General features: G+C 62.9%; 21 protein-coding genes and 1 pseudogene. 7 read left to right on the top strand and 15 right to left on the bottom strand.

All coding sequences use genetic code 11. The features are described from left to right. The first annotated feature begins 15 nt into the window (after nucleotides 1–15). The 4 genes and pseudogenes from prmA to ASD58_RS09360 all read left to right on the top strand — a co-directional run bounded on the left by prmA (nucleotide 16) and on the right by ASD58_RS09360 (nucleotide 4619). Complete coding sequence (prmA, locus tag ASD58_RS09350; protein WP_057260842.1) at nucleotides 16–927, top strand: 50S ribosomal protein L11 methyltransferase; 912 nt, start codon at nucleotides 16–18, stop codon at nucleotides 925–927. Nucleotides 928–943: 16 nt separating this feature from the next. Continuing rightward, nucleotides 944–1045, top strand: a pseudogene (locus ASD58_RS32520) (MJ0042-type zinc finger domain-containing protein); the annotation flags it as partial. 330 nt (nucleotides 1046–1375) lie between these two features. Beyond that, nucleotides 1376–3667 carry a DUF3426 domain-containing protein gene (locus ASD58_RS32145; RefSeq protein ID WP_229209950.1) on the top strand — a complete coding sequence of 764 codons (2292 nt, stop codon included), beginning with the start codon at nucleotides 1376–1378 and terminating at the stop codon, nucleotides 3665–3667. Nucleotides 3668–3674: 7 nt separating this feature from the next. Beyond that, a complete protein-coding gene (locus ASD58_RS09360) occupies nucleotides 3675–4619 on the top strand; it encodes a carbohydrate kinase family protein (protein ID WP_057260844.1) in 945 nt (314 codons plus the stop codon). 34 nt (nucleotides 4620–4653) lie between these two features. Here ASD58_RS09360 and ASD58_RS09365 read toward each other — a convergent pair whose 3' ends face one another. The 3 genes from ASD58_RS09365 to ASD58_RS32525 form a co-directional block, all read right to left on the bottom strand. Then, nucleotides 4654–4959 carry a DUF167 domain-containing protein gene (locus ASD58_RS09365; RefSeq protein WP_057260845.1) on the bottom strand — a complete coding sequence of 102 codons (306 nt, stop codon included), beginning with the start codon at nucleotides 4957–4959 and terminating at the stop codon, nucleotides 4654–4656. Further along, complete coding sequence (locus tag ASD58_RS09370) at nucleotides 4960–5487, bottom strand: YggT family protein (RefSeq protein WP_229209944.1); 528 nt, start codon at nucleotides 5485–5487, stop codon at nucleotides 4960–4962. Between the two features lie 83 nt (nucleotides 5488–5570). Next, on the bottom strand, nucleotides 5571–5699 hold the full coding sequence (locus ASD58_RS32525; protein ID WP_255357324.1) for a hypothetical protein: 129 nt from the start codon (nucleotides 5697–5699) through the stop codon (nucleotides 5571–5573). Between the two features lie 109 nt (nucleotides 5700–5808). Between ASD58_RS32525 and ASD58_RS31820 the strand changes: the two genes are divergently transcribed. Next, entirely contained in the window at nucleotides 5809–6630 is an 822-nt protein-coding gene (locus tag ASD58_RS31820) for a hypothetical protein (protein WP_200951594.1), read from the top strand. Between the two features lie 676 nt (nucleotides 6631–7306). Here the strand turns inward: ASD58_RS31820 and ASD58_RS09380 are convergent. The 5 genes from ASD58_RS09380 to ASD58_RS09400 form a co-directional block, all read right to left on the bottom strand. Continuing rightward, a complete protein-coding gene (locus ASD58_RS09380; RefSeq protein WP_082565320.1) occupies nucleotides 7307–8827 on the bottom strand; it encodes a chemotaxis protein CheW in 1521 nt (506 codons plus the stop codon). 3 nt (nucleotides 8828–8830) lie between these two features. Next, nucleotides 8831–10531, bottom strand: a complete 1701-nt coding sequence (locus tag ASD58_RS09385; protein ID WP_057260847.1) for a methyl-accepting chemotaxis protein — start codon at nucleotides 10529–10531, stop codon at nucleotides 8831–8833. 138 nt (nucleotides 10532–10669) lie between these two features. Continuing rightward, complete coding sequence (locus ASD58_RS09390) at nucleotides 10670–12172, bottom strand: tripartite tricarboxylate transporter permease (protein ID WP_057260848.1); 1503 nt, start codon at nucleotides 12170–12172, stop codon at nucleotides 10670–10672. 9 nt (nucleotides 12173–12181) lie between these two features. Continuing rightward, nucleotides 12182–12643 carry a tripartite tricarboxylate transporter TctB family protein gene (locus ASD58_RS09395; protein ID WP_057260849.1) on the bottom strand — a complete coding sequence of 154 codons (462 nt, stop codon included), beginning with the start codon at nucleotides 12641–12643 and terminating at the stop codon, nucleotides 12182–12184. Between the two features lie 21 nt (nucleotides 12644–12664). Next, the gene (locus tag ASD58_RS09400) at nucleotides 12665–13642 is read right to left on the bottom strand and encodes a tripartite tricarboxylate transporter substrate binding protein BugD (RefSeq protein WP_057260850.1); all 978 of its coding nucleotides are present in this window, start codon (nucleotides 13640–13642) and stop codon (nucleotides 12665–12667) included. A gap of 134 nt (nucleotides 13643–13776) precedes the next feature. On the opposite strand from ASD58_RS09400, the gene ASD58_RS09405 reads away from it, so the two are divergent. Next, on the top strand, nucleotides 13777–14511 hold the full coding sequence (locus ASD58_RS09405) for an ABC transporter substrate-binding protein (protein WP_156401212.1): 735 nt from the start codon (nucleotides 13777–13779) through the stop codon (nucleotides 14509–14511). A gap of 357 nt (nucleotides 14512–14868) precedes the next feature. Here the strand turns inward: ASD58_RS09405 and ASD58_RS09410 are convergent, their stop codons facing one another. From ASD58_RS09410 to ASD58_RS09430, 5 genes are all read right to left on the bottom strand, one after another. Then, a complete protein-coding gene (locus tag ASD58_RS09410) occupies nucleotides 14869–17715 on the bottom strand; it encodes a type VI secretion system Vgr family protein (RefSeq protein WP_057260852.1) in 2847 nt (948 codons plus the stop codon). Between the two features lie 84 nt (nucleotides 17716–17799). Then, nucleotides 17800–19542 (bottom strand): chloride channel protein, encoded by a 1743-nt coding sequence (locus ASD58_RS09415; RefSeq protein WP_057260853.1) that lies wholly within the window; start codon nucleotides 19540–19542, stop codon nucleotides 17800–17802. Next, nucleotides 19539–19958 carry a MarR family winged helix-turn-helix transcriptional regulator gene (locus tag ASD58_RS09420; protein WP_057260854.1) on the bottom strand — a complete coding sequence of 140 codons (420 nt, stop codon included), beginning with the start codon at nucleotides 19956–19958 and terminating at the stop codon, nucleotides 19539–19541. The genes ASD58_RS09415 and ASD58_RS09420 overlap by 4 nt, the downstream gene beginning before the upstream one ends. Nucleotides 19959–20004: 46 nt before the next feature. Then, the gene (locus ASD58_RS09425; protein WP_057260855.1) at nucleotides 20005–20748 is read right to left on the bottom strand and encodes an ABC transporter substrate-binding protein; all 744 of its coding nucleotides are present in this window, start codon (nucleotides 20746–20748) and stop codon (nucleotides 20005–20007) included. A 10-nt stretch (nucleotides 20749–20758) separates the two neighbouring features. Next, entirely contained in the window at nucleotides 20759–22336 is a 1578-nt protein-coding gene (locus ASD58_RS09430) for a mechanosensitive ion channel family protein (RefSeq protein ID WP_082565345.1), read from the bottom strand. Nucleotides 22337–22416: 80 nt separating this feature from the next. Here ASD58_RS09430 and ASD58_RS09435 point away from each other — a divergent pair, with 80 nt between their 5' ends. Further along, the gene (locus ASD58_RS09435) at nucleotides 22417–23139 is read left to right on the top strand and encodes an ABC transporter substrate-binding protein (RefSeq protein WP_057260857.1); all 723 of its coding nucleotides are present in this window, start codon (nucleotides 22417–22419) and stop codon (nucleotides 23137–23139) included. 14 nt (nucleotides 23140–23153) lie between these two features. Here ASD58_RS09435 and ASD58_RS09440 read toward each other — a convergent pair whose 3' ends face one another. Next, nucleotides 23154–24119 carry a hypothetical protein gene (locus ASD58_RS09440; protein ID WP_057260858.1) on the bottom strand — a complete coding sequence of 322 codons (966 nt, stop codon included), beginning with the start codon at nucleotides 24117–24119 and terminating at the stop codon, nucleotides 23154–23156. 178 nt (nucleotides 24120–24297) lie between these two features. Continuing rightward, nucleotides 24298–25404, bottom strand: a complete 1107-nt coding sequence (locus ASD58_RS09445; protein ID WP_057260859.1) for a ribonucleotide-diphosphate reductase subunit beta — start codon at nucleotides 25402–25404, stop codon at nucleotides 24298–24300. Between the last annotated feature and the right edge of the window lie 51 nt (nucleotides 25405–25455).

Raw genomic sequence — 25455 nt, forward strand, 5'->3', positions numbered from 1 at the left:
GCAGGTAAGTAATCAATGAGCTGGACTGAAATCGTCATCGAAGTAGCACGTGAACACGCCGAGGCACTGTCCGAGGCGCTGATGGACGCGGGCGCGCTGTCGGTGTCGGTGGAGGATGCCGACGAGGGCACCGACGCCGAAAAACCCCTGTTCGGCGAGCCGGGCATGGAGCCGACCGAAGCGGCATGGGATCATAGCCGCGTGGTCGCGCTGACCGATGACGAGGAAGACCAGGCCCTGATCGTGGCGGCTGCCGCCGGCGCGATCGGGCTGGCTCACCTGCCCAAGTTCACCACCCGCAAGGTGGAGGACGCTGACTGGGTGCGCCTGACCCAGTCGCAATTTGAGCCGATTCACATCGGCAAGAACATCTGGGTCGTGCCAAGCTGGCACGAGGCGCCGGATCCGTCCGCGCTGATCCTGGAACTGGACCCGGGCCTGGCCTTCGGTACCGGTTCCCACCCGACCACCAAGCTGTGCATGGAGTGGCTGGAAGCCCATCCGGCGCCGGGCAAGTCCGTGCTGGATTACGGCTGCGGTTCGGGCATCCTGGCCATGGTGGCACGCAAGCTGGGTGCCACCACCGTTGCCGGTGTGGATATCGATCCACAGGCTGTCGTGTCGGCCAACGACAATGCGCTGCGCAACCGCGTGGAAGACATCCAGTACTTCGTGCCGGACGATTTCGCCGAATCCGCGTTCGCCGCGCAGCGTTTCGATATCGTGGTCGCCAACATCCTGTCCTCGCCGCTAAAGCTGATGGCGCCGATGCTGTCCGGCCGCGTGGCGCCGGGCGGTTCGCTGGTGCTGTCCGGCGTGCTGGCGCGCCAGGCGGAAGAAGTTGCCGCGGCTTACGCGCCGTTCATCAAGCTGAGCGTCTGGGCTGAGCACGAAGGCTGGGTGTGCCTGTCTGGCACGCTGGCATAAGGTTTCTTCCCGACTGATGGCGCTCGCCACTAAATGCCCCCATTGCAATACGATCTTCAGGGTCGCGGCTGACCAACTGAAACTGCGCGGGGGCATTGTCCGTTGTGGCTCTTGCGCGCTGGTTTTCGATGGCAATGCTGCGCTGGTCGAACCTGCTGCCAAGCCGACTCCTGTCATTCCTGATGTAGTTGCCGGAACGCCGACTGCGAAGCCGGCGGTTTCTGACTACGTCCAGGGCTCGCCGGTCGATTTCGAAATTGACTTTAGCGAGGAGCCGGCTGCGGCCGCGCCACCGCCTGTTGCTTCTCCGGCCGAGGCTGCCCCTGAGGATGCCGCTCCCTCGCCCGCCGTTTGGCGCACGGCAAGCGCGCCCGCAGCTGAGCCGGCATCCGCTGCTGCCCAGCCACAAGTCAAACCACCCTCGCCCGACGACATCGCCATAGCCGCGGTGTCCCGTGCATTCGCCGCCGTGACTGCGCACCCGGCCCAGGCGGCGGCGCCGCAACAAGTCGTATCGTCGCGCGCAGCCGAACCTTCGCCAGCTCCGGCGACGGCCCCCGTTGCCGCTCAGCCAACAGCCAGGGCACCGGCATCGCCTGCCACGCGTTCGCTGATCGACGTCGTGTCGCCAGATGCCGCTTTCACGGCTGCGGCCGAACCATCACCGCCACTGGTGCCCGACGCGGCGGCCATGCCGCCGAACACCAAGGCAGGTTCGCCTGCTGCGCCGTCTTCGCTGGCTGACCTGGTGGCGCCTGATGCCATCTTCTCGGCTACCGCGGAACCGTCGCCGCCACTGGCGCCTCCGCCGGGCAGCAAAGCACCATCCCCAGCCCGCCCGGCCCCGCTTCTGGATGTGCTGTCGCCGGATGCCACTTTCTCGGCAGCCACCGAAACAACACCTGCCGCCGCACCGGCGGCTGCCCCAGTCGAACAAGCAGCAACGCCAGCGGATGCCGTACAGCCTGTCGCCGCCACCGAGGAAAACGCGCTTCCATGGGCGAGTGCCCCAGCGATCGAAACGCCATCGCCCGTCGGCCCCGAGGATGAGCACGTCGACTTTGAAGTACAGCCTCTTGGCGAAGAGAAGTCCGCCGAGCCTGCACAAACGGCCGAAGAGTCCCCGCTCCCGCCGCAGGACGCTCTCGCATTTGAAGCCCCATCGCCGACCGGCCACGTGGATGCGCCTGCCGACTTTGAAGTGCTGCCGCCTGGCGACGAAACCCCAGCCGAACTTGTGCAAGCCGCGGAGGAGCAAGCCCTCCCATCCGAGGCAATCGCATTGGAAGCGCCATCGCTCGCCGGCCACGTGGATGCGAATGTCGACTTTGAGGTGCCGCCGCCTGGCGAAGAAAAGTCACCCGAGCCTGAGCAAGCTGCCGCGGAGCTCGCCCTTGCGCCGGAAGCTCGTGCACTCGAAGAGCCGCTGCCGGCTGGCCAGGTGGACGTGCCTGTCGACTTTGAAATACTGCCGCTGGAAGAAGATCAAGCAGTCGAGCCAATGCAAGCGGCCGAAGAGCCCACGCTTCCGCCGGAAGACGTTCTCGCAGTTGACACGCCATCGCCGGTCGAGCACCTGGCTTCGACTGTCGACGAAGCGCACACTCCAGAGCAAACCAGCGAACAGGCCGGCGCCTCCCTGGTGGATGCGATCGACCAGTGGTCCGCCGACAATACGCCCCCTGACGGCCGCCTCGAGCCCTCCCTCGACACGCCACAAGAACACCTGGTCGTTGCCGCCCTCGATGACGCGCACCACTTTGAAGACTTGCCATCGGGCGAACAGCCCGCACCCGACGCGCCGGCCGCCGCGGCGGATGCAAACGGCCTGAGCGAACCCTCGCTGGATGCAGAACCCTGGCCCGCGCCCAACGCGGAGACCGCCAGCACGCTCTCGCCGGCCAACGAGCCATGGAGCCTGTCCGAGCCGGACGAAACCGCCCTGCACGCCGTAGCAGCCGTCAACACCGACGCCCCGGACGACGGTGCATCGGTGACCGATGACGAGCAGGCAGCCGAGCCGCCAGCCAAATCCCGCCGCGAACGCGCCCTGAAACGCGCCAAATCGCGCCGCGACACCAGCGCCCCGGCCGCTGAACACGAAGTCTTCGCCATCGAAGAGAACGGCCCCGCACAAGACACCAGCGAAGAAGACGCTGCGGCCCGCATGCGCGCCATCGCCGGCGTCGATGAAGCTGCAGCCGAGGACCTCGACCACTCCGACCTGAGCTTCGTGAAGCGCGTCGACCGCAGCCAGAAGTACGGCAAAGCCCTCACCATCACGATGGCAGTTGGCGTACCGATCCTGCTGGCCGGCCTGGTGGTGCAGGCCGCCACCACTTTCCGCGACACCCTGGCCGCCAATTATCCGCAATTGAAGCCGGCCCTGGCGGCAGTCTGCCAGCCGCTCGGCTGCAAGATTGCCCTGCCAACCCAGCTCGACGCACTCAGCGTCGAACCAGGCGAACTGGCCAGCATGACTGAAAACACCTTCAGCTTCAGCACCGTCCTGCGCAACCAGTCCAAGACCCCGCAAGCCTGGCCGCATATCGAGCTGACCCTGAACGACAACGCCGACAAGCCGGTGCTGCGCCGCGTGTTCGCCCCGCGCGAATACCTGCCGTCGCCAACCGAAACCGATAAAGGCTTCGGGCCACGCAGCGAGCAAAGCATTAAACTGTACTTCGAGCTGAAAGAGCTCAAAGCTTCCGGCTATCACATCGCCATTTTCTACCCTTAAAAATACTATGACTAAAACCGCGCTTGTCTGTGGCTCGCTGGCCATCGACATCATCATGCAGTACGAAGGCCGTTTCGGCGACACGCTGCTGGCAGACCAGCTGCACAAGGTCAACGTGTCCTTCCTGGTGCCGACCATGCGCACCGAGTTTGGCGGCTGCTCCGGCAATATTGCCTACTCGCTCAAGATGCTGGGCGGCGACCCACGTATCGTCGGCGTGCTGGGCCAGGATTGCGCGGCCTACCTGGAACGCTTCCAGAAGCTCGGCATCTCGACCGACAATATCCTGATCAAAAAAGATGCCTACAACGCGCAGTGCTTTGTCACCGCCGATGCGGACCACAACCAGATCAACGCCTTCCACCCTGGCGCGATGTCCTTCGCGCACGAGAACCCGATCGAGAAGGCCGGCCCGGCCCGCATCGCGATCATCTCGCCGGACGGCCACCTGGGCATGCTGCAGCACGCGGAAGACCTGGCGCGCCTGGGCGTCCCATTCATCTTCGATCCGGGCCAGCAAATGCCGATGTTCACCGCCGAACAACTGATCGGCTTCATTGAGCAGGCTACTTATGTAACCTGCAATGACTATGAAATCGAGCTGCTGATGTCGCGCACCGGGCTGACTATTCCGGCGATCGCCGCCAAGCTGGAAGCGCTGATCGTGACGCGCGGCGAGAAGGGTTCGGAGATTTATACCCAGGGCAAGCGGATCGATATTCCTGCCGTGCTGGTCGATTCGTCGCTGGACCTGGATCCGACCGGTTGCGGCGATGCGTATCGCGCTGGTTTGCTGTTTGGCCTGGTCAACGACCTGGGATGGGAATCGACTGGCCGGCTGGCCAGCTTGCTGGGCGCGATCAAGATCGTCACCAAAGGGGCGCAGAACCATGTGTTCACCCCTGCGGAGATTGCCGACAAATTTGAGGCGGCGTTCGGGTACCGTTTCTAAACCCGGCAATTCCGGGGAGTGTCTGACCCTTGGGTCAGACACTGATTGACCGGTTTAAAAGCCGGCCAACATCGTCCAGCGTCACCCCAGTCACCTCAAGTAGTTTCTTCTTATTGGTCTGTCCATGCGTCAGCGTCACCGCGCTGCGCGACACCCCCAGGGCCCCGGCCAGCCACTTCACCAACGCCTCATTCGCCTTCCCTTCAATGGGTTGCGCGGCCAGCTTGATCTTCAAGGCATCGTCCAGCACCCCGACCACCTCGGTCTTTTTCGCATTCGGCTGGATCTGCACCGCCAGGCGCACGCCGCCCGGCAGTGGGGAGCACCACGAACGGCTCATTCAGAATCCGAACAGCATGCCGACCAGCTTCTGGCAGATCAGCAGCAAGACCATCGCCACCATCACCGACAGGTCCAGGTTTCCGACCAGCGGCACCACCTTGCGGATAGGCCTGAGCAGCGGCTCGTTGAGCGCGTGCACGAACGGCGCCAGCGGCGCGTGGGGATTGATCCAGCTAAAGATGACCTCGATGATCAGCAGCACCATGAAGCCAAACAGTATCCACATCAGGAATTGGTACAGGGCTTTTATCAGCACGAATTCCACCGACCGCCCAATCAGGAAGTCGATCGAGGTGGCCAGGATCACGATCAGGAAGGCCCCAATCAGGCTGGCCCAGTCATAGCCCCCCATGCCGGGGACGATGCGGCGCAGCGGGCGCACCAGCCAGTCCGATAATTGAAAAGTAAACTGTGCCACCGACGAAGGCGGGCGGACGCGGATAGCCTGCATCCAGAAGCGCAGCAGCAGCACGCCGCCAAGGAGGCTCGCTACAACATCGACGATCAACTTCAGAATATCAAACACGAGTTCACTCCAAATAAAAAAACCGCTGTGCGATTGTCTCACACAGCGGTATTTTCGCCATCCGGCACCAAGCGTTTAAAGGCTTAGGCTGGACGGGTGCTGGTCGGGAACGGCCAGGCGGCTGCCGGGGCGATCACGGTTTTAGCTGCCGGAGCGGCGGCCGGAGCTGGAGCGGCTGCAGCAGCAGGTGCTGGTGCGGCGGCTGGCTTCACAGCTTCCTTCTTAGGAGCAGCTGGTTTCTTGGCAGCGGCCTTTTTAGGGGCAGCTGGTTTTGCAGCCGGAGCTGCAGCCGGTGCTACGGCTACTGGCGCAACAGCTGGCTTGGCTGCTGGCTTAGCCGAGGCTTTTTTTGGGGCGGCCTTTTTAGCTGCAGGCTTGGCAGCTGGTTTTGCGGCGGCTTTAGGAGCGGCTTTTTTAGCAGCTGGCTTGGCAGCAGCTTTCTTGGCAGCTGGCTTGGCAGCAGCTTTCTTGGCGGCTGGTTTTGCAGCAGCTTTAGGAGCGGCCTTCTTGGCAGCTGGCTTGGCAGCGGCTTTCTTGGCGGCTGGTTTAGCAGCAGCTTTCTTGGCGGCTGGTTTAGCAGCAGCTTTCTTGGCGGCTGGCTTGGCAGCGGCTTTCTTGGCGGCTGGCTTGGCAGCAGCTTTAGCTACGGTCTTTTTAGCTGCTGGTTTAGCTGCGGCTTTCTTGGCTGCTGGCTTAGCTGCGGCTTTCTTTGCTACTGGCTTAGCTGCTGCTTTTTTAGCGACGGCTTTTTTAGCTGCTGGTTTAGCTGCGGCTTTTTTAGCTGCTGGCTTAGCTGCTGCCTTGGCGACGGTTTTCTTCGCTGCTGGCTTAGCTGCTGCTTTCTTCGCTGCTGGTTTGGCAGCGGCTTTCTTCGCTACTGGCTTAGCTGCTGCTTTCTTGGCGGCTGGTTTTGCTGCTGGCTTGGCAGCGGCTTTCTTAGCTGCTGGTTTAGCGGCTGGCTTGGCAGCTGCTTTCTTGGCGGCTGGTTTAGCAGCTGGTTTAGCTGCGGCTTTAGCGGCCGGCTTAGCGGCAGCTTTCTTTGCTGGAGCAGCTGCTTTAGCGGCTGCTGGTTTCTTCTTAGCGGCGGTTGCCATTTTTAGTTCTCCTTCATCTGGGATGGGAAAAATTCACGCACAAATTTAAAACCCGTCCGGCCCTGCGCTGGACCAGGCGAATTATTCATCGGCACAAACAGGGTTGCGGTTTGCGCTAATGAATTCGGCACCCAGCTGAACTGCTGCACCTCCTCACAAGTGCAGCGCTTCAGCCATCGATTCCTGCGCCGGTGCTTGGCAGCGCAGGACTCAAATTCTTTGTCGCGACGATTGCGCGGGTGGGGCGTAAATTCAGCTCCTCGACCCCTCGTCGGGCCACGTGATACGACCAGCGTTCAAAGAAAAAACCGCCCGGCCTGATCGAGTGATCAGGAGAGCGGCTTTGCTGTCGTCGTGTGGTCTTTAAGCATACTTATGCGTTTTTGGTTCCCATTATTCTTCGATTTTTGCGGTAACAACACACTCAAAAAACAGTGCTTGCAAATTCACGCGATTTCAAGTTCGCAAAGTACACGAAAGCTTGTCGATGCGCAACCAGCACGAATGATTTTCTTCTTCTTTTTTTGCGTCGATCTGCGAGTTCGCGCACATTGAAACGCGCTTCGCGAGCCGCCCGCGCGCTTCGGTCGGCTATCGCGCTGTCGCGCACCTTCGCATAACGCCTTTAGGTAAAGGCTGTATGAAAAATGAAGCGCCCCGGCCCGCGCTTTCGCGCGAGACCGGGGCGGCTGATGGCGGCGTTTGAAATTTTTTTTTCGTCGCGATTACGCGACATGCAAAATTCGCTTCATCACGCGTTCGAGATCGAGCAAACAGGTGCTGTGCGTGCTTCCATCTGTTTGCGGAAGCTCCACCACCTCATGCGATTCGGCCGACAAGCCTTGCGCCGTCACCGAGGTCTTCATCAGCGAGGGCGCGGCGAAACGCTTGCCGTCATCGACAGTGACGATGTCGGCCACCGCGTCGACCAGCAGGCCGTAACGCCCTTCCTCGCGCTCGATGACGAGCACCTTGCCCGTGCCTTCGCCTGCTTCCATGCCGTACAGGCGGCGCAAATCGACCAGGCTGATGAGCTCTTGGCGCAGGTTCAGCACGCCACACAGGTAGTCCGGCATGCCGGGCGGATGGCTGATGTCGCCCGCGTGCTCGATGATTTCGCGCACTTGCTTCAACTCCAGCGCAAACAGTTCAGCGACCCGGAAGCTCAGGTAGACCGTGCGGCCGGTGCGCTGGCTGGCCGCCTTGGCTTGCGCCGAGGTTTGAGCCGAGGTTTGAGCCTGATACAGCTGGCGGTGGCCCAGGTCCATCTCGCCGATCTCGCTGCGCGAGAAGATGCCTTCATGGTCCAGCAGGATCACATCCGCCTCTCCAGCCCGCGCTACGCAACCGGCAAACATGGCACTGCGTTCTTTGCTCAGCAAAGGGATGGGCAGTACTTCATCGCTGGTGAAATGCAGGATGCTTTCCACCTCGTCGACCAGGAATCCGAGCGTTGCCTCGCCGATGCGGGCGACCAGGATGCGCTGGCCGGCCTGGGCTTGCACCGGCTGGCCGCCGGCCAGCGCGGCAAAGTCCACCACCGGCACCTGCAAGCCGCGGAACTGCATGCGGCCGCGGCACAGGGGACCGGCCAGGATCGATTCGGCCAGCTCGGGCACGCGGACGATCTCCTGGATCGCCTTCATCTCCATCGCAAAGCGGGCACCGGATGCGCGAAAGCTGATTGCGTGGCGGCGCTCGCCGGCTACACGCAGCTGGCGCCGCATTTCGGCGCCGCTGGCGCGCATCGATTGCACTTGCGGCACGTTCTCGATCTGCACCAGGCGGTCGACGTCGAGCACTTGCACCAGTCGCTTGCCTTCCTCCAGCAAGATGGTGCCGGCTACTACCCCTTGTGTCGAACCCTCTGCATAACGCAACCGGCTGCGTTGTTCGGGCCGCACGCGCAGGATTTCGCCGGTTGCGTGAACCAGCAAACCGACCTGCACTTCCTGGTAGTCGATGATGGCGATCTTGTTCGACGCTTCGGCCGCCGGCGCCGCCGGGTCGAACAGGCGCCCCAGGTTCACCACCGGAATCACGCTGCCGCGCAAGGTGAACATGCCTTCCAGGTACGGCGGGGCAAGCGGCAGGCAGGTCATGGGTGCAGGGAAGTTAACCACCTCCCGGATGCACAGGGCGGGCAGCGCGAACTCGTCCCCGTCCAGCATGAAGGAGCCGAAAAGTTCGACCGTTGCCCCGGCGTTCGCCTGCGGCGACGCCGGCACCACACGCAAGGCTTCCATGGCTTACACCACGAAACCGGCGACCAGCTTGTTCAGTTCCCCGGCGCGCGCGTTCAGGCTGGCAGTCGACGAGGCAATGCTGTCGCAGCTGCCGGCCGACTGCTCGGCTGCTTCGGCGATATGGTTGATGGCCACGCTCACCTCGCGCGCCGACAGCAGCTGCTCCCGGGCCTCATGCGAGATCTCGGCAATCGCTTCGCTGGTTTTGCCGACGCCCTTTACGATGCGGTCGAAGGCGTCGCTGGCCTGGTGCGAGATGGCCGTGCCGGTATTCACGCGCTTGACCGACTCGCTGATCAGCTTGGAAATCTCCTTGGTCGCCTGCGAGGAACGCTCGGCCAGCTTGCGCACCTCGTCCGCCACCACCGAGAAGCCCAGGCCATGTTCGCCGGCGCGGGCCGCCTCGATGGCCGCGTTGAAGGCCAGCATATTGGTCTGATTGGCAATATCGCTGATCACCTTCACGATTTCGCCGATGTCTTCCGAAGAACGGTTGATCAGGTCCATCGCTTCGATCGAACGCGCCACTGCCTTGGCGCCCGCCTCGGCTTCGTCCTGGGTGGACCTGGCCAGCTCATTGGCATGGCCGGTACTGGTGGCAATCGCATCGATCGAGCGGGTCAGGCCATCGACCGTGGCATTCATTTCCTCCACCGTGGCGCCCAGCTCCTGCGAGCCGCCGGCCACCACGCCGGCGCGGTTGGCGATCTCCCCGGCATCGTCGGCAAAGGCGGTGGCCGACATCACCACCTGCCCGATCACACCGCGCAAGTCTCCCATCATCTTGCCGATACCGGCGCCCAGCTGGTCGAGCGCCTCCTCGCCGGCCAGTGGCACTTCAGCCGTCAGGTCGCCTTTTGCCGCGCGCGCCACCGCATCGAGCAGGCGCTCGATCTTGGCGGCATCGCTGGCGGCCTTGTCCTTGATGCCCTGCTCCATCAGCACCTGCTCGGTGATGTCGCTGGCGAACTTGACGATTTTGAAAGGCGTGCCGTTCATGTCGAGGATCGGGTTATAGGTGGCCTGGATCCAGATCGTCTTACCGCCATTGCCGACGCGCTTGTAGCGGCCGCCGTCGAACTCGCCGCGGTTCAGTTTTTGCCAGAAGCGCTTGTAGTCGACGCTGGAGGCGTAGTCGCTTTCGCAGAACATGCGGTGGTGTTCGCCCTTGATGTCTTCCAGCGTATAACCCATCGCATCGAGGAAGTTGCCGTTCGCGGTCAGCACGTGGCCGCCCATGTCGAACTCAATCACAGCCTGTGCCTTGTCCATGGCGCTGACCTTGCCTTCGTACTCCGCGTTGCGCAGTTTGGTGGCCGTGATGTCGGTGGCGAACTTGATTACTTTATAAGGCTTGCCGTCTGCATCGAACACCGGGTTATAGGATGCATTGATCCAGATCTCGCGCCCGCCTTTGCCGAATCGCTTGTACTCGCCGTGCTCGAAGTGGCCGCCGCGCAGGCGTTCCCAGAATTGCCTGTAGGCGTCGCTGGCGGCAAAGGCACCGTCGCAGAACATCGAATGATGGCGGCCCTGCACTTCATCCAGCGTATAGCCGACCGCACGCAGGAAGTTGTCGTTGGCGTGCAGGATGGTGCCATCGAGCTGGAATTCGATGACGGCCTGGACGCGATTCAGCGCGGCGTTGATGGCCTGCAGTTCGACTTCTTGCAGCTGGCTTTCCTGGATGACTGGGCTGTTCATTTTGGGTGAGCTCCTGAAGGGGATTGTTGCCACTGAGAATTTTCAGTATAGGCAGCGCCCTGCGCGGTAAACTCACCCTTTGTAACCGTTGTCGCCCCACAACGAACAACGCCCGGCGTACCGGGCGTTGTCTGTTTTTTACTCCTCGTGGAAGGCCTCTTCCCTCTTCTTGCGCAAGGACGGCGACAACACCACCGCCAGCGCCAGACCGGCCAGCACCAGCAGAGTGGCACTGATCGGACGGTTGATGAATACCATCGGGTCGCCATGCGACAGCGTCATGGCGCGGCGCAGGTACTCTTCCAGCATCGGCCCGATGATAAAGCCGAGCAGCATCGGCGCCGGTTCGGCATCGAGCTTGGCGCAGATATAGCCGAACACGCCGAACAAGGCCATCAGCCAGACATCGAACTGGGCGTTATTCAGGCTGAACACGCCAATCGCGCAGAACAGCAGGATGGCCGGGAACAGGCGGTGGTAAGGCACGGTGATCATCTTCACCCACAGGCCGATCATCGGCAGGTTGAGCACCACCAGGAACAGGTTGCCGAACCACATCGATACGATCAGGCCCCAGAACAGATCCGGCTTCTCCGTCATCACCGCCGGCCCCGGGGTGATGCCCTGGATGATCATGGCGCCGATCATCAGGGCCATCACGGGGTTGGACGGGATGCCCAGCGTCAGCATCGGGATGAAAGACGTCTGGGCGCCGGCATTGTTGGCCGATTCCGGCGCCGCCACGCCTTCGATGGCGCCCTTGCCGAACTCTTTGGCGTTGGGCGACACCTTCTTCTCCAGCGAGTAGGAAGCGAAGGAAGCCAGCATCGCGCCGCCGCCCGGCAGGATGCCCAGCGCCGAGCCGAGGAAGGTGCCGCGCAGAACCGGCGCCAGGATGCGCTTGAAGTCAGCCTTGTCGAGCATCAGGCCCTTCACCTTGTCCATCAGGATATGGCGCTCCTCGTCGTGCTCCAGGTTGCGCACGATCTCGCCGATGCCGAACATGCCCATCGCCACGATCACGAACGAAATGCCTTCAGCCAGCTCCGGCATATCGTAGGTATAGCGCTGCTGGCCCGAATTGACGTCGGTGCCGATCATGCCCAGCAGCAGGCCCAGGATCACCATGCCGATCGCGTTCAGCAAGGAACCGCTGGCCAGCACCACGGCTGCCACCAGGCCCAGCACCATCAGCGAGAAGTAGTCGGCCGGGCCGAACTTCAGCGCCAGGTCGGCCAGCGGCGGCGCAAAGCACGCCACCACCACGGTTGCCACCGTGCCGGCAAAGAAGGAGCCCAGGGCCGCCGTCGCCAGCGCCTTGCCGGCCTGGCCCTTGCGCGCCATCTGGTAACCGTCGATGGCGGTCACCACCGAGGATGATTCGCCCGGCAGGTTGACCAGGATCGCCGTGGTGGAGCCGCCATACTGCGCGCCGTAATAGATACCGGCCAGCATGATCAGCGCCGCCACCGGCGGCAGGCCGAAGGTGGCCGGCAGCAGCATGGCGATGGTGGCGATCGGGCCCAGGCCCGGCAGCACGCCCACTGCGGTGCCGATAAAGACGCCGATCAGGCAGTACGCCAGGTTGGTCAGGGTGAAGGCGGTTTCAAAGCCCAGACCCAGGTTGCTCAGGATTTCCATGCGTTCCCCTTAGAAACCAAGCCAGGGACCGAGCGCAGGGATCGGCAGGCCAAGCAGTTTAATGAACAGCACGTAGGCAAACACTGCCAGGCCGGCGGCCAGCAGCGCTGCTTCATGCCAGCGGAACTTGGGACTGGCATACGCGCTGACCGGCACCAGCACGACGGCAGCCGGCACCAGGCCGGCGCCGCGCATACACACCCCAAACAGCACCACGGCCAGCGTGACCAGGGCCAGCGGCTTGAGGTGCAGCTTCTCCATCGCTTCGCCGTGGCGGATGAAGGAACGCACCACGCCGACGGCGCCGATCAGGGCCAGCAGGACGCCCAGCACGACCGGAAAGAAGGCCGGCCCCATGCGGAAGGAAGTTCCCATGTTCAGGTCGCCGCGCGTGAACACGGCGCCAAGTCCAATGGCGATAAAGATCACCCCGATCCAGAAATCCTTCGGGTGACGGATTGCGGAAGACATCAGCTACTCCTTGGCCGGCGCTTAGTCAGCGTAAACGCCGGCTTTGCTGATGATCGGGCCCCAACGGTCGATATCGGCCTTCAGGTGGGCACGCAGGGCTTCCGGCGTAGCGCGTTTGGTGTCGACCGGCTCGGTGCCGAGGTCGGCGAAGCGCTGCTTGACGGCCGGATCCTTCAGCGCCACTTGCAACGCGCCGACCAGGGAATCGATCACTGGCTTCGGCGTTCCTTTCGGTGCGTACATGCCATGCCACACCGCCACTTCAAAGCCCGGCAGGCCGGCTTCGTTCAGGGTCGGCACGTCCGGCATCGACGCCACGCGGGTCTTGGTGGTCACGCCATAGACCTTGATCTTGCCGCCCTTGATCTGGCTGGTGGTGTTGGTGGTCTGGTCGCACATGAAGTCCACCTGGCCGCCCAGCAGGTCGTTCATGGCCGGGCCGGTACCTTTATATGGCACGGTGGTCAGGTCGGTCTGGATGGCCGACATGAACAGCATGCCGCACAGGTGGGAAGCCGAACCCAGGCCGGCGTTGGCGTAGGTGACCTTGGCCTTGTTGGCTTTTACATAAGCCAGAAACTCCTTGAAATCCTTGGCCGGGAAATCCTTGCGCGCCACCAGGGTCATCGGCACGTCGGTCACCAGGCCGATCGGCTCGAAGCTGTCGATCGCGTTGTAGCTCAGCTTGCGGTACAGGGATGGCGCGGTGGAATGGCCGATGTGGTGCAGGAAGATGGTGTAGCCGTCCGGAGCCGCCTTGGCCGCGCGCGCCGCGCCAATGGTGCCGCCGGCGCCGCCGACGTTTTCCACGATGATCTGCTGTTTCAGCTTGGTGCCCATGGACTGCGCCAGCAGGCGTGCCACGGTGTCGGTCGGTCCGCCGGCAGCGAACGGCACGATCATGGTGATCGGCTTGGTCGGATAGCTCTGTGCCTGCGCGAGGCCGGCGCCGAACAGGGGCAGGCATGCCATTGCGGTGATGAGGGCGCGTCGTTTCATGTGGTTCTCCAGTTGCTGATTAATTGTTGGATTTGCGCTACTAGTAATGTTGTACCAGCAATTATTGGAGGACACAAGTAAGGCCCTTTACTTTGATTGACTTCGACCGCCAAGGCGCACATGATTTGCTGACCATGCCCTCCAAACTGCAACTTGCCGCATCGATCCTGGCGCTCCCGTTGGCAGCGTCGGCGGGCTCGCTACAGCTGTTTACCGAGTACACGCCGCCCGACATCATGCGCGAAGGTGAAAGGATTGTCGGCATTTCGCCGGACAAGGTGAAAGAAATCATGGCCCGCGCCGGCATTGGCTACACCATGGAGATCATGGCCTGGCGCCGGGCCTACGAACTGGCCTTGCGCACGCCCGATTCCTGTGTGTTTTCGACGTCGCGCACGCCGGAGCGGGAAGCCTTGTTCAAATGGGTGGGGCCACTGCGCGAGGTGGACTGGACGCTGTATGGCCTGGCCAACCCGCCCTTCCATCTTGCCACGCTGGATGACGCCAAACGGCTGCGCATCGGCGGCTACAGCGGCGACGTGCGTGCCCAATACCTGGTGGCGCGCGGCTTTACGGTGGACACGGCGCCGGACAATTTCTCCAACCCGCGCAAGCTGCTCGGCGGGCGCATCGACCTGTGGGTAACCAGCCACCAGTTGGCCAACGGCGTGCTGGCGCAGGAAGGACTGCTCGGCAAAATTGTTCCCCTGCTCACCTTCCACACCTCGCGCGCCTACCTGGCCTGCAACAAGGCGGTGCCGGATGCGCAGATTGCCGCGATGTCGGCGGCCATGACGGAAATGGTGAAAGACGGTACCTCGACTGCGATTGACCGCAAGTACGCCAACTGGCGGCCCTCCACTCGTTGAAGAATTCAAAACCCTTGATGAATTCCTTGGTTGCCTCCGGAGTTCCCTCAATATTGTCGATCAGCGAACCATGGACGCGGCCTGCACACAACTAAATCTAAGTTGCAGCGATGCCATTGTGCTTTTCTTTGGCAGCGGAAGAAGACAGCCATCCGCAGTACATTGCGCACGCGTTGTCGGAAGTTTGACGATGCAAGGCGAGCCGCCTCGATCAAAATTTGGTACGGTCACTGTAACTGATGGCGTGGACGCAGGCTCAGGATTTGGCTGTGCCCCTGCGCACGTACTCATACACAACATCAGCCACAAATGCGATGTCCTCTTTCGGGGACTAATAATCACTTGAACCAAACAAATTTAGGACGAAAAGGCGTACTTCTTCTTGATCTTCATTTCCGAACGCGGCAAGGCGGCCATCGGGTAGTTGCTGCGGGCTGGCCCAACGAAGGATTTTTTGCCGGCGTTGATCGTGATCTTGCCCGGGCATTGAATGGTGATATTGCCGCCGTCGATGGTGATATTCGCGCCGCCCGCAGTGGACAGGCTGAGTTTTTTGGCTGAGGCAAAGTCGACATGCGCGTTTGCGCTCTTCACATCGACCATGCCGTGGGCCTGCACGCCCAGTGTCCCAGCCTGGGCCTGGACGTCAATCGGATCGCGGGCTGCAATGAGCTGCACGCCGATATCCTGCTGGCCGGGTGCAACCGCGCCACCCAGCACGCCCAGCGCCTGACCGGTATGTACGCGAAGCTGGCCGCCAGTGGCGAACTGGCTATCTTGCCCGCTCGCGACAGCGGCCACCTCACCAGCTGCCACTTGCAAGTCCCGTGCAGCCGTCATGGCCATGCCATCCTTGGCCGAAATCGCCACGATCGGATCACTCACATGCGGCAACTGGCCGGTGCCGGCCGTTGTCTTGCGCTTGCCGGCATCGTTGAGCGCAGCGTCGAGGTGCCGCTCGCCGACCATGCCGGACACTGAGGTCAGCAGCGCTTGCAGCGGCGCCTCCTTCCCATCCAGCGCGCTGGCCCTGGACTTGCGCGCGCCCATGTGCGCAGCCATGCCAACCGTCTGGTGTTTAAGGGCAGCATCGCTGAAGGTTTCCGCCAGCTTGACTGCCTGCTTGACCATCGCGATGCCGGCAGCGTTGTCGCCGGCAGGATCGCGCTGGCCGGCGCCATGCTGGATCCGGTAACTGGTGACCAGCAGGCCCGCGCCCGCCCGCACCGCGCCATAAGCATCGCTGCGCAACTCCGCCCCCTGCCCGCGCAGGCTGCCGCGGAAATTGTCGGCGCTGTGCACCAGGTGCCCCAGGTTCAGTTCCGTCGCCGCGAGGGTGGTGCGCATCTGGATGCGGCCCTGGTTGTCGGTGTCGTCGAACAGCAGCTGGTTGTAGCCCTCGCCGCCGAATTCCTTGCTGCGCACGCCCCACTGGGCTGCCGCATTGCGATGGCCGGGAGTGCCGCCGGCCGCGCCATGCCATGCCGGGCTATGGCCGCCCGCCAGGTTGCCCTGCCCTGAAACGGCATGGTCATGCGCCTGGCCGAAGGCATCGGCCGCCTGTGTGCGTGTCTCGCCGCCAGGCGTGTGCGGAACGCCGCCTTCGCCCTGGCCGTTGTACAGGGCACCGACAATCAGTGGACGGTCGATATCGTTTTCCAGGAACTGCACCAGCACCTCCTGCCCAATGCGCGGCAGGAACTGGCTGCCCATGCCGCCACCGGCCAGGCGCTGCGCCACGCGCACCCAGCACGTGGCATCGGCTTCGTCCTGCCAATGGAAGCGGATGCGCACCCGCCCCAGGCTGTCGCAGTAAATTTCGTCGGCGCCGGCCGGCCGGTCGTTGCCATCGGCGCCCACCACGATGGCGCTCTGCGAACCCAGTGCCGTGGGTTTGGCATGCTGGCGGCCCTCGCCGCTGGCGTGCATCGGCCGCCATGGCAAAGCAGCGTCCAGCGCGGTGAAGCTGTTGGCGTAACCGCTGCCGGATGCCTGCGCCAACGTGGCGCTGAAGTCTTCCGGCATGCCGGCAAGAGGCGCACCCAGGTCCTCCAGCAACTCCGGGATGGGGCCGAACAATTCGGCCAGCCCTTGCCTGACCGCCACCGGCAAGTTATTGACGCCGACGCTAATGACGCGCAGCACGACAAAATGCTCGCCGCCGGCGGACGTTTCGAGCGGGCCCTGGGTCAGGGTGAAGCGGGTGCCGGCGCGCAGCGTGCGCACCGTCGAGCGGGCTTGCCATAGCTGGCTATGCGCCTCCAGTGCCTGCATATGGAGCGTGGCATACCGTTCGGCCTCGCCGCCGTCGGCGTAAAAATATTGGCCGGGATAGTCGAAGCTCTCCGGCAACTGGGCGTGCTTGCCGAAGTTGTGCAGCCGGGTCGGCACGCTCTTGCTGACCGCCTTCTTGGCTTTGTAGTCGTAGCTGGTCACAGACACCGTGCCGCTGATCAAGCTGCGCGCACTGTTCAGCGACTGGATGCTGTCCTGCTGCTCCCCAGCGCGGGCGGCATGGTAGCGCAGGCCGCAGCCAGCGGCGCTGCCGGCGTCTTCCGGCGTGGCCTCCTTGAGCGTGCTGTCGGCGAACAGCATCATGGTCTGTTCTTCTTCGCCGTCTTCGAAACGCCAGCCGATGCCCTCTTCCGTCAGCAGCCGCCGCACGAACTCGTAATCGGATTCGCGGTATTGGCAGCAGTAGCTGCGCGGTGGGACCGACTGCATGGCAGTACGCGCGTCTTCGCTCCACTGCCATTTGGCATGCGGGGAATATTCGGAGAAGACGGCGTCGATGATGTCGGCCACGCTCTTGTCTTGCCACACCCGGCTGTTGCGGCGCTGGGTCGCCAGCCAGAGCCAGGGGGTAAGGCGCAGGCGATAGCGCGCCAGGCCGCCTTCGCTGCCCAGCATGGCGGCGCCGCTGATGTAGCCGTGGAAGCGGGTCCGGCTGGCATCGGCCAGGCTGGCCTCGACGGTGGCGCGCTGGCCGAGCAGCGCTTGCAGCGAGACCTTGGCACTGGTGGACAGCACGATGACATCGCGCGCGCCAACCTCCTGCAAGGCGTCGTCGGCCAGGAAGGCTTCCACCAGCAAGCCGCCGGAGCCATATTCCCCATCCGATTCCAGCTTGAGTTCATACAATCGGCTGGCACTGGAAAACTGTGCCAGGCCAGCGTAAACCTGGGTAAGGAGTTCGGTCCGCATCGCTGCAATAATTATCAAAACGAAAACGATAACAGCATTGCAGAAATTCGATCGCACTGTTGGGTTAGTACCGCGCCGTGCGCGTCAGGGCTTCAGCGTGAAGCGCCGGAAGCGGTGGCGCCGATGCTCCTCGTTGTCCAGCGAAAGCGAGGACTTGATCATGTCGCTGCGGCTGATCACGCCCACCAGTTGGCGGCCGGCTGCATCGGCCACCACCGGTAGGCGTTCCACGCCGTGCACCGCCAGCCGCACCGCCACCGTGCGGCAAGTCTCGCCGCGCAGGGCCACGATAGGCGCATTCACGCCATACAGCTCGCGCACGTGGACAGCATGGCTGGCCTGCTCCAGCGTAGCGCGATCGAGCATGCCAAGCACCATGCCGTTGCTGGTGACCGGGTAGGCGCGATGGCGCTGCGTGGCGCCGAAATGCGAGGCCAGCACGTCGGCCACCCTTGCATCTGCGTCGATCGCCACTGGGGCTGCCGTCATCACCTCTTCCACGCTATGCCGCTCCAGGGGATCGATGCCGTATTCGCGGTAAATATGGTGGCCACGGCGGGCAATCTTTTCAGTCAGGATCGAGCGGTGCATGGTGATCACGGTGAAGCCATACGCCACCACCGATGCTGCCAGCACCGGCAGCAGCGCATTCGCATCATGCGTCAGTTCATAGGCAAACACGGTGGCCATGATGGGTGCGCGCATCATGCCGCCCAAGGTGGCGGCCATGAACACCAGCGGCCAGACTGCCGGCGAGCCGCCCGGCAGGTAAGGCCCAAGCACCGTGCCCAGACCGGCGCCCAGCATCAGCAAGGGCGCCAGCACGCCGCCGGAAGTGCCCGAACCCAGCGCGATCAGCCACATGATGGCCTTGGCCACCAGCAGCGTCGCCACCACGCCGGCGGCCAGGTGGTTTTGCAGCAGGTCGCCGATCACGTCGTAGCCAACACCCAGCGCGCGCGGCTGGAGGTAGCCACCGATACCGATGGCAACGGCACCCAGCGCCGGCCACCACATCCAGTGGATTGGCAGTTTGTGGAAGCCGTCTTCCACGCGGTACAGGGCGGTCGACAGCAGCCACGCCATGGCGCCGCACAACACGCCGGCCACCACGCAGGACAGCAAGGCCACCGGCGGCAGCACCGGGCTTTGCTGAGGGAACAGCGGCCCCGCTTCCATCAGCAGCGGCCGCAGGAAGCCGGCCACCGCGCAGGCAATGGCAACCGGCAGCAGGCTGCGCGGGCGCAGTTCGAACAGCAGCAGTTCGACCGCCAGCAGCACTGCCGCAATCGGCGTGCCGAAGACGGCCGTCATGCCGGCCACCGCACCGGCCACCAGCAGTGTCTTGCGCTCGGCATCGCTCAAATGGAAATGCTGGGCGAACAGCGAGCCGACGGCGCCGCCGGTCATGATGATCGGCCCCTCGGCGCCGAACGGTCCGCCGCTGCCGATGGCAATTGCCGACGCCAGCGGCTTGAGCACCGCCACCTTGGGCGACATTGCGCTGCGCTTGAACAGGATGGCTTCAATCGCCTCCGGAATGCCATGGCCGCGGATCTGTTCCGAGCCATAGCGGGCGATCAACCCGATCACGATGGCGCCGATGACGGGCACCACGATCACCCAGGCGCCCAGCCCATGGGCGGCCGGCGATTGCGGCGCAACAGACAGAGACTGGAAGAAGAACAGGTTGGTAAACAGCGCGATCGCCTTCAGCAGCACCCAGGCGGTGCCGGTACTCAGCGTGCCGATAAAGGCGGCCATTGCGCCGATCTGCAACAGGCGCGCGTCGCCGCTGAAGTCGCGGCGTGGATCATACGGTTTCATGGTTTGGGAGGCAGGTTGGGAACAGTGAAAACGCCGTGCAGCGACTGCAGTTCGGCGCGGTGCATGGCTGCCAGGCGCGCCAGCACTTCTTCGCCGGCAGGCAGCAGGTGGACTTCGACCCGGCGCCGGTCTTGCACATGCGGGCGGCGCTGCACCAGCCCGGCCGCCTCGCAGCGGCCCAGCAAGGCGACGACGCCATGCTGCTGCGCCTGCAGCCGTTCGGCCAGCTCGCCGACCGTTGCCCATTCGCGGCCGGGAAAGCCTTTGATATGCAACAGCAGCAAGTACTGCAACGGCGTGATGCCCTCGGCCTGGGCCGCATTTTCGGAAAAGCGCTCGAAGCGCCGCATCTGGTAGCGGAATTCGGACAGGGCCATGAAATCGGCCTTGGCCAGTGAATCTGGTGAAGACGGCATTTTTTATATCATAATATGATGTAATTAGCCGATCATCATACCACCATCAGTAAGCGGACCACTTTTCCGCAATTTGCTGCAATTCGCCGTGCTCGTCGAGATGGCTTAGCGCCTGCCCGATTCTGTCTTCCGTCTCCTTGTCGACATGCCTTCCCAGCACCATGTAAAACACCTGCGTGTCGAACACCGAAGGCAGTATCCGCACCCTGCGTTCCTTGCCGGCCTTCCTGATTTCCGAGTTCAGGCCAGGGACGCGGTAATAGAAAAAGCGCCCCCGGCCCGCCAGCAGCTTGCCGATGTTCTGCGCGGCGGTATTGGCCGTGCTGTCCACTTTCAGCTTGCCCGCTTTCCTGAGCGCCGCGATAGCGCCGCTGCCAGCGTTGACGAGGACGACGCCTTCCTGGTTCAGATCGCGCACGTCGTCGAAGTTCTTCACATTCACCGGATCATCGGCGCGCACCAGCATATGGTAGTTGACGGAAAACAGGGGGGTGTCCGGGATGTTGTAAGCGGCAATGCGCTCATCGCTTCGCACCAGGCCGCAAGCGGCATCCAGCTTGCGGCCCACGATCAGGGCCTCGATGCGCTTGAGCGGCATCCACTGCTGCTCGCCGACGAACTTGAGCCGGGGGTCCACCTTTTCGATCGCGCGGAAAATATCGATGCAGCTACCGGTGACCGCAGCGCCTTGCGCGACAAACTTCGGTTCGGAGTCGGCCTGCGCCGCAACGCGAATCGCAACCGGCTGCGCGGCCCAGCTTGAAGCAACAATCAACATCCATGGAAGCATGGCCAATGCCTTATCTCGCTGGCGAAACGATGTGCGGTTGCTGCGGCTCCTGCGTGAAATGCGGCGACATGATCTGGACGCCCTCGCGATTGAAGACATCGACCACCTTCTGGTGCAGGAGGCTAATCAGCTCGGCACGACTGCTGGGCGAGCTCAATACCGAACAGGCCACGAGCTTGTACTCGATATAGAAATCGGACAGCGCGCTCTGGATCACATACGGCCGCGGCTCGGCAGCAATGCCTTCGGTCATGGCAGCCGCTTCCTCCAGCATGGCGTAGACCTGGCGCCAGGGCGTGTCGTAGCCGATGGTCACGGTGGTATCCAGCACGTAGGCGCCGGGGACGGCGCGCGAGTAGTTGTTGATGGTATTCGACAGCACCCATGCATTCGGCATTGCCACGTCAACGCCCATACCGGTGCGCACGCGGGTATCGAAGATCCCCGGTTCCACCACGGTGCCCTGCACGTTGCCGATGCTGACGTAATCGCCCTTGCGCAGCGCCCGCGTGTACATCAGGATCAGCCCCGCGGCGCCCTGGCCGACGATGCTGGACGCACCAATCGACAGCATCAGCCCAGCCAGCACCGTCACGCCCTGGAATGCCGCAGTGTGCGAACCGGGCAGGTAGGGATAGGCCATGGCCAGCGCAAACAGCCAGATCACCGCAGTTCCCAGCCGGCGCGTCGGTACGGCCGTATCGCGATCGAGCCAGCCGAAATGCAGCTCGCCGCTTTCGATGCGCTTGAAGACGGAAGCCAGCGTGGCGCTGGCAAGACGGGCCAGGACCACGATCACAGCGACCAGCAACAGGCCGGGAATGGCACCCGCCACGTTGTTGCCGATATCCGCAGCGGTATCGAGCAGGAACTGCTGCAGGCGCTCGCCCCAGTTGCGCGCGAAAGGAATCCGCGCCAGGACAAAGGCCAGCCAGACGTAGGCCGCCAACAGCCCGAGAAACCAGACCACAACGTCCATGGTGAGCCGCATGAAGTGAACCAGGTGCTCCGCGTCCAGGACGCGCACGTTGCGGACCCGGACCTGGGCCAGGCGCCGCCCCAGGATCGCCTCCAGCCGCCGCCTGCCCTGCCGGCGCAGCGCCGCGAGCATCCACAGGAAAACCGCAAGCGCGCCGGTTGCCAGGGCGCACAGGGCAAGCGCCTGGGCAATGTAGGCCGGGCTGCGCTGCTCGCGGCGCTCCAGCAGCGCCTTGCCCAGTTGCGCCGCGCTTTCATGGGCGAGGAGATCGGTGGTATCGCCTGCCAGGGCGTTGACGTCGGCGGGGGACACCAGGAACAGCAGTGAACCGTCCAGCAGGACTTGCGTGCCTTCGTTGATCGAGCAAATGCTGGCCTGCTGCGGGCCGCCTTGCGCGAGCGCGCGTTCGAGGCGTTTGTCCGCGGCCTCGGCGCGGTCTTGTGGGGTGTAGCCACTCAACATTGCGCGGAACACGAAGACGGTCCGGTTGCCGACGGCGAGCCGCGCGGCCGGCGCTTCCGGCTGGGCCGGGGGCTTGGCCGCTTGCAGGGCATGGCTTAGCGGGCTAAGCACGAGCAGGAAAAGACAGAAAAGCGTGCGTGGCAGCATGGATTCCTTTGTGTCAATTTGCGTGCCATCATTGCACACAATACTGTACAACTCAATCCGTGCCCTCGCGACCGCCCAGTATGAAACCGCTTCGCCTGCTCGTCCTTGGCTGCCTGCTGCTGTTCGCCCCTGGCGGATGGTGCGAGGAGCTTGTCGTGCTGGTCGACCGTGCGGCCGACATGCCCATGTCGCGTATTGAAAATGGCCGCCTGACCGATGGCGTGCACAAGATGCTGGGAGAAGCGCTGGCCCGCGGCACCGGGCGCGAGCTGCGCTTCCTGCTGTTGCCGCGCAAGCGGATTGCCAGGGCGCTGCAACAAGGCGAGGCAGACATCCTGTGCGGCTATACGCCGGAATGGATCGAAGGGGACTATTTATGGACGGAAACGGTGTTCACGGCGGAGGAAGTCGTGGTCACCGATGCCGGCCAGCCGCAACCGCACGCCATCGCCGACCTGCGCGGACAGGCCATCGGCACCATCCTCGGCTACCAGCATCCTGAAATCGAAAAGATCCTGGGCGCCGGCTTTGTACGCGACGACTCCCCCAATATGGAAACCAACCTCGAGAAACTTGCGCGCGGCCGGGTCCACCATATCCTGATCGCGCGCGGCGTGCTCGAATACCGGCAGCGCCTGCGGGCGATTCCGCTGAAATTGCACCCGCCCTTGTCCGCGGCAAGCTTCAATACCCGCTGCGCAGTTTCACGCAAGGGCCATCTCAGCCTGGAAGAGGCAAATCGCGCGATCGCTGCCGCCGCCAGGGACGGCACGCTCGCACGGATCCTGGCCCAGTTCCGTTAGGTGCCCGTCCGGCTTTACGAGCCCACGTCTTTCAGCTCTTGCGGCATCAGGTAGGTGAAGCTCTTTGGATCGAACATCACCTTCCAGGTTTTCGCTTCGACCTGCGCACCGCCTTGCATGCCGGCCTTGCGCGTGATGTACAGCGGGGTGAAGGTCGAGTCGCTCACCGGATCGGTACGGTACGACCATTGCAGCTGGGTGCAGCGGGGCGGAACGATTTCGTACTCCTCTTCGGCTTCCTCGTTCGAGGCTTCCTGGGCGACTTCCCCTTCGGCCGGCGCAGCCTTCTTTTCACCCTTTGCTTTTTCCCATTCAGCGTACCGGTTTTCGGTTTCCTTGCAGTCGCCCCCACCCAGGACCTGGAATGCCGCGTTGAACTCGGTCAGCACGGCAATCTGTTCGTTGCGCGGCGCCAGCACCACGTTGCTGGTGGTCGTGAAATGTTCGCCCACGCCAGACTCATTGGAGATGGTCTTTACCACCCACCCCCACACATCGGCGCTCAGGGCTTCGAAATGCACGCGCTCCGGGGTGACCGGGTCGACACCGCTCGGGCGGCGCGGATCGCTGTATTCATAAAGCTGTCCGTCGCGGTAGCGCAGTTGGAACACGCCATAGAACGAATCGTCTTCGTCCTTGTTTGCGACGGCACGGCCGCTGGTCACCAGGTAGAGCTCATCACCTTCCTTGCCGTCCACTTTCTTTTGCTGCACAACAGTCACAAGGTAGGTGACGTGGCTGGTTTCATCGACGTAGAGCCAGCCTTGCTGGGTCTCGGAGTACTTGCCATAGTTGCGCGTCATGACGCCGTCGATGGCTTCGTTGGCATCGAAGGTGCGCGCAGCTTGCGGCTTTTCACGCAGCGCCATCACGGCGATCAGCAGCGAGAACAGCAGGCCGACTGCGGCAAAAATGTAGATGGCAATGCGGCCCAGATTCCTGGCGCGCTTCGATTGTTCGGGGTTGGTGGTTTCTTCCATGTTGTATATCTGCAATATTAATAAACGCGCAATTATACAAAAGTTAAGGAAACCTGATTTCAGCCGTGCGCGGCTAAGGACCGCTGTTCGCTCATTGCAAAAAGCAAAAGCCCCTCGGTTCTCACCAAGGGGCCTTCGGATCCATCACGCGACGACGGGCATCGCGTGAGGACGGCGATTAATCCCAGCTCAGCGCGCCGCCGGTCTGGTACTCGGTCACGCGCGTTTCGAAGAAGTTGCGTTCCTTCTTCAGGTCGATCATTTCCGACATCCATGGGAATGGATTCTCGTCCTGGTCGAACAGGGTTTCCAGACCGATCTGGGTGGCGCGGCGGTTGGCGATGAAGCGCAGGTAGCCTTTGAACATGGCGGCGTTCAGGCCCAGCACGCCACGTGGCATGGTGTCTTCCGCGTAGCGGTATTCCAGTTCCACCGCTTGCAGGAACAGGCCTTTGATCTCTTCCTTGAAGGCTGGAGTCCACAGTTGTGGATTTTCCAGCTTGATGGTGTTGATCAGGTCGATACCGAAGTTGCAGTGCATCGACTCGTCGCGCAGGATGTACTGGTACTGCTCGGCAGCGCCCATCATCTTGTTCTGACGGCCCAGCGCCAGGATCTGGGTGAAGCCGACGTAGAAGAACAGGCCTTCCATCAGGCAGGCGAACACGATCAGGGACTTCAGCAGTTGCTGGTCGGTCTCCAGGGTGCCGGTCTTGAACGCTGGGTCGGTCAGCACGTTGATGAACGGGATCAGGAACTGGTCCTTGTCGCGGATCGACGCTACCTCGTTGTAGGCGTTGAAGATCTCCTGCTCGTCCAGGCCCAGGGACTCGACGATGTACTGGTAGGCGTGGGTATGGATCGCCTCTTCGAACGCCTGGCGCAGCAGGTACTGACGGCACTCGGGAGCGGTGATGTGGCGGTAGGTGCCCAGCACGATATTGTTGGCTGCCAGGGAGTCGGCGGTGACGAAGAAGCCCAGGTTGCGCTTGACCAGGCGGCGCTCGTCTTCGGACAGGCCGTTCGGGTTCTTCCACAGCTCGATGTCGCGCTGCATGTTCACTTCCTGCGGCATCCAGTGGTTGGCGCAGCCGGCCAGGTATTTGTCCCAGGCCCATTTGTACTTGAATGGCACCAGTTGGTTGACGTCGGTCTGGCCGTTGATGACGCGCTTGTCGTCGGCGTTGACGCGCAGGGCGACTTGTTCGGCGGTGGCTTCGTCAGCGGCGCCCGGCGGTGGGGTTTGGCGCGGTGCTGCCGCGGCTTCATCATCCCAGGATAGCATTGGTTTTTTCCTCTTTGATTGACTCTTTTTAAACCGGTAAACCGGTGTCTG

The sequence above is a fragment of the Duganella sp. Root1480D1 genome (genome assembly GCF_001427305.1).
In the GTDB taxonomy this organism is placed as follows: domain Bacteria; phylum Pseudomonadota; class Gammaproteobacteria; order Burkholderiales; family Burkholderiaceae_D; genus Rugamonas.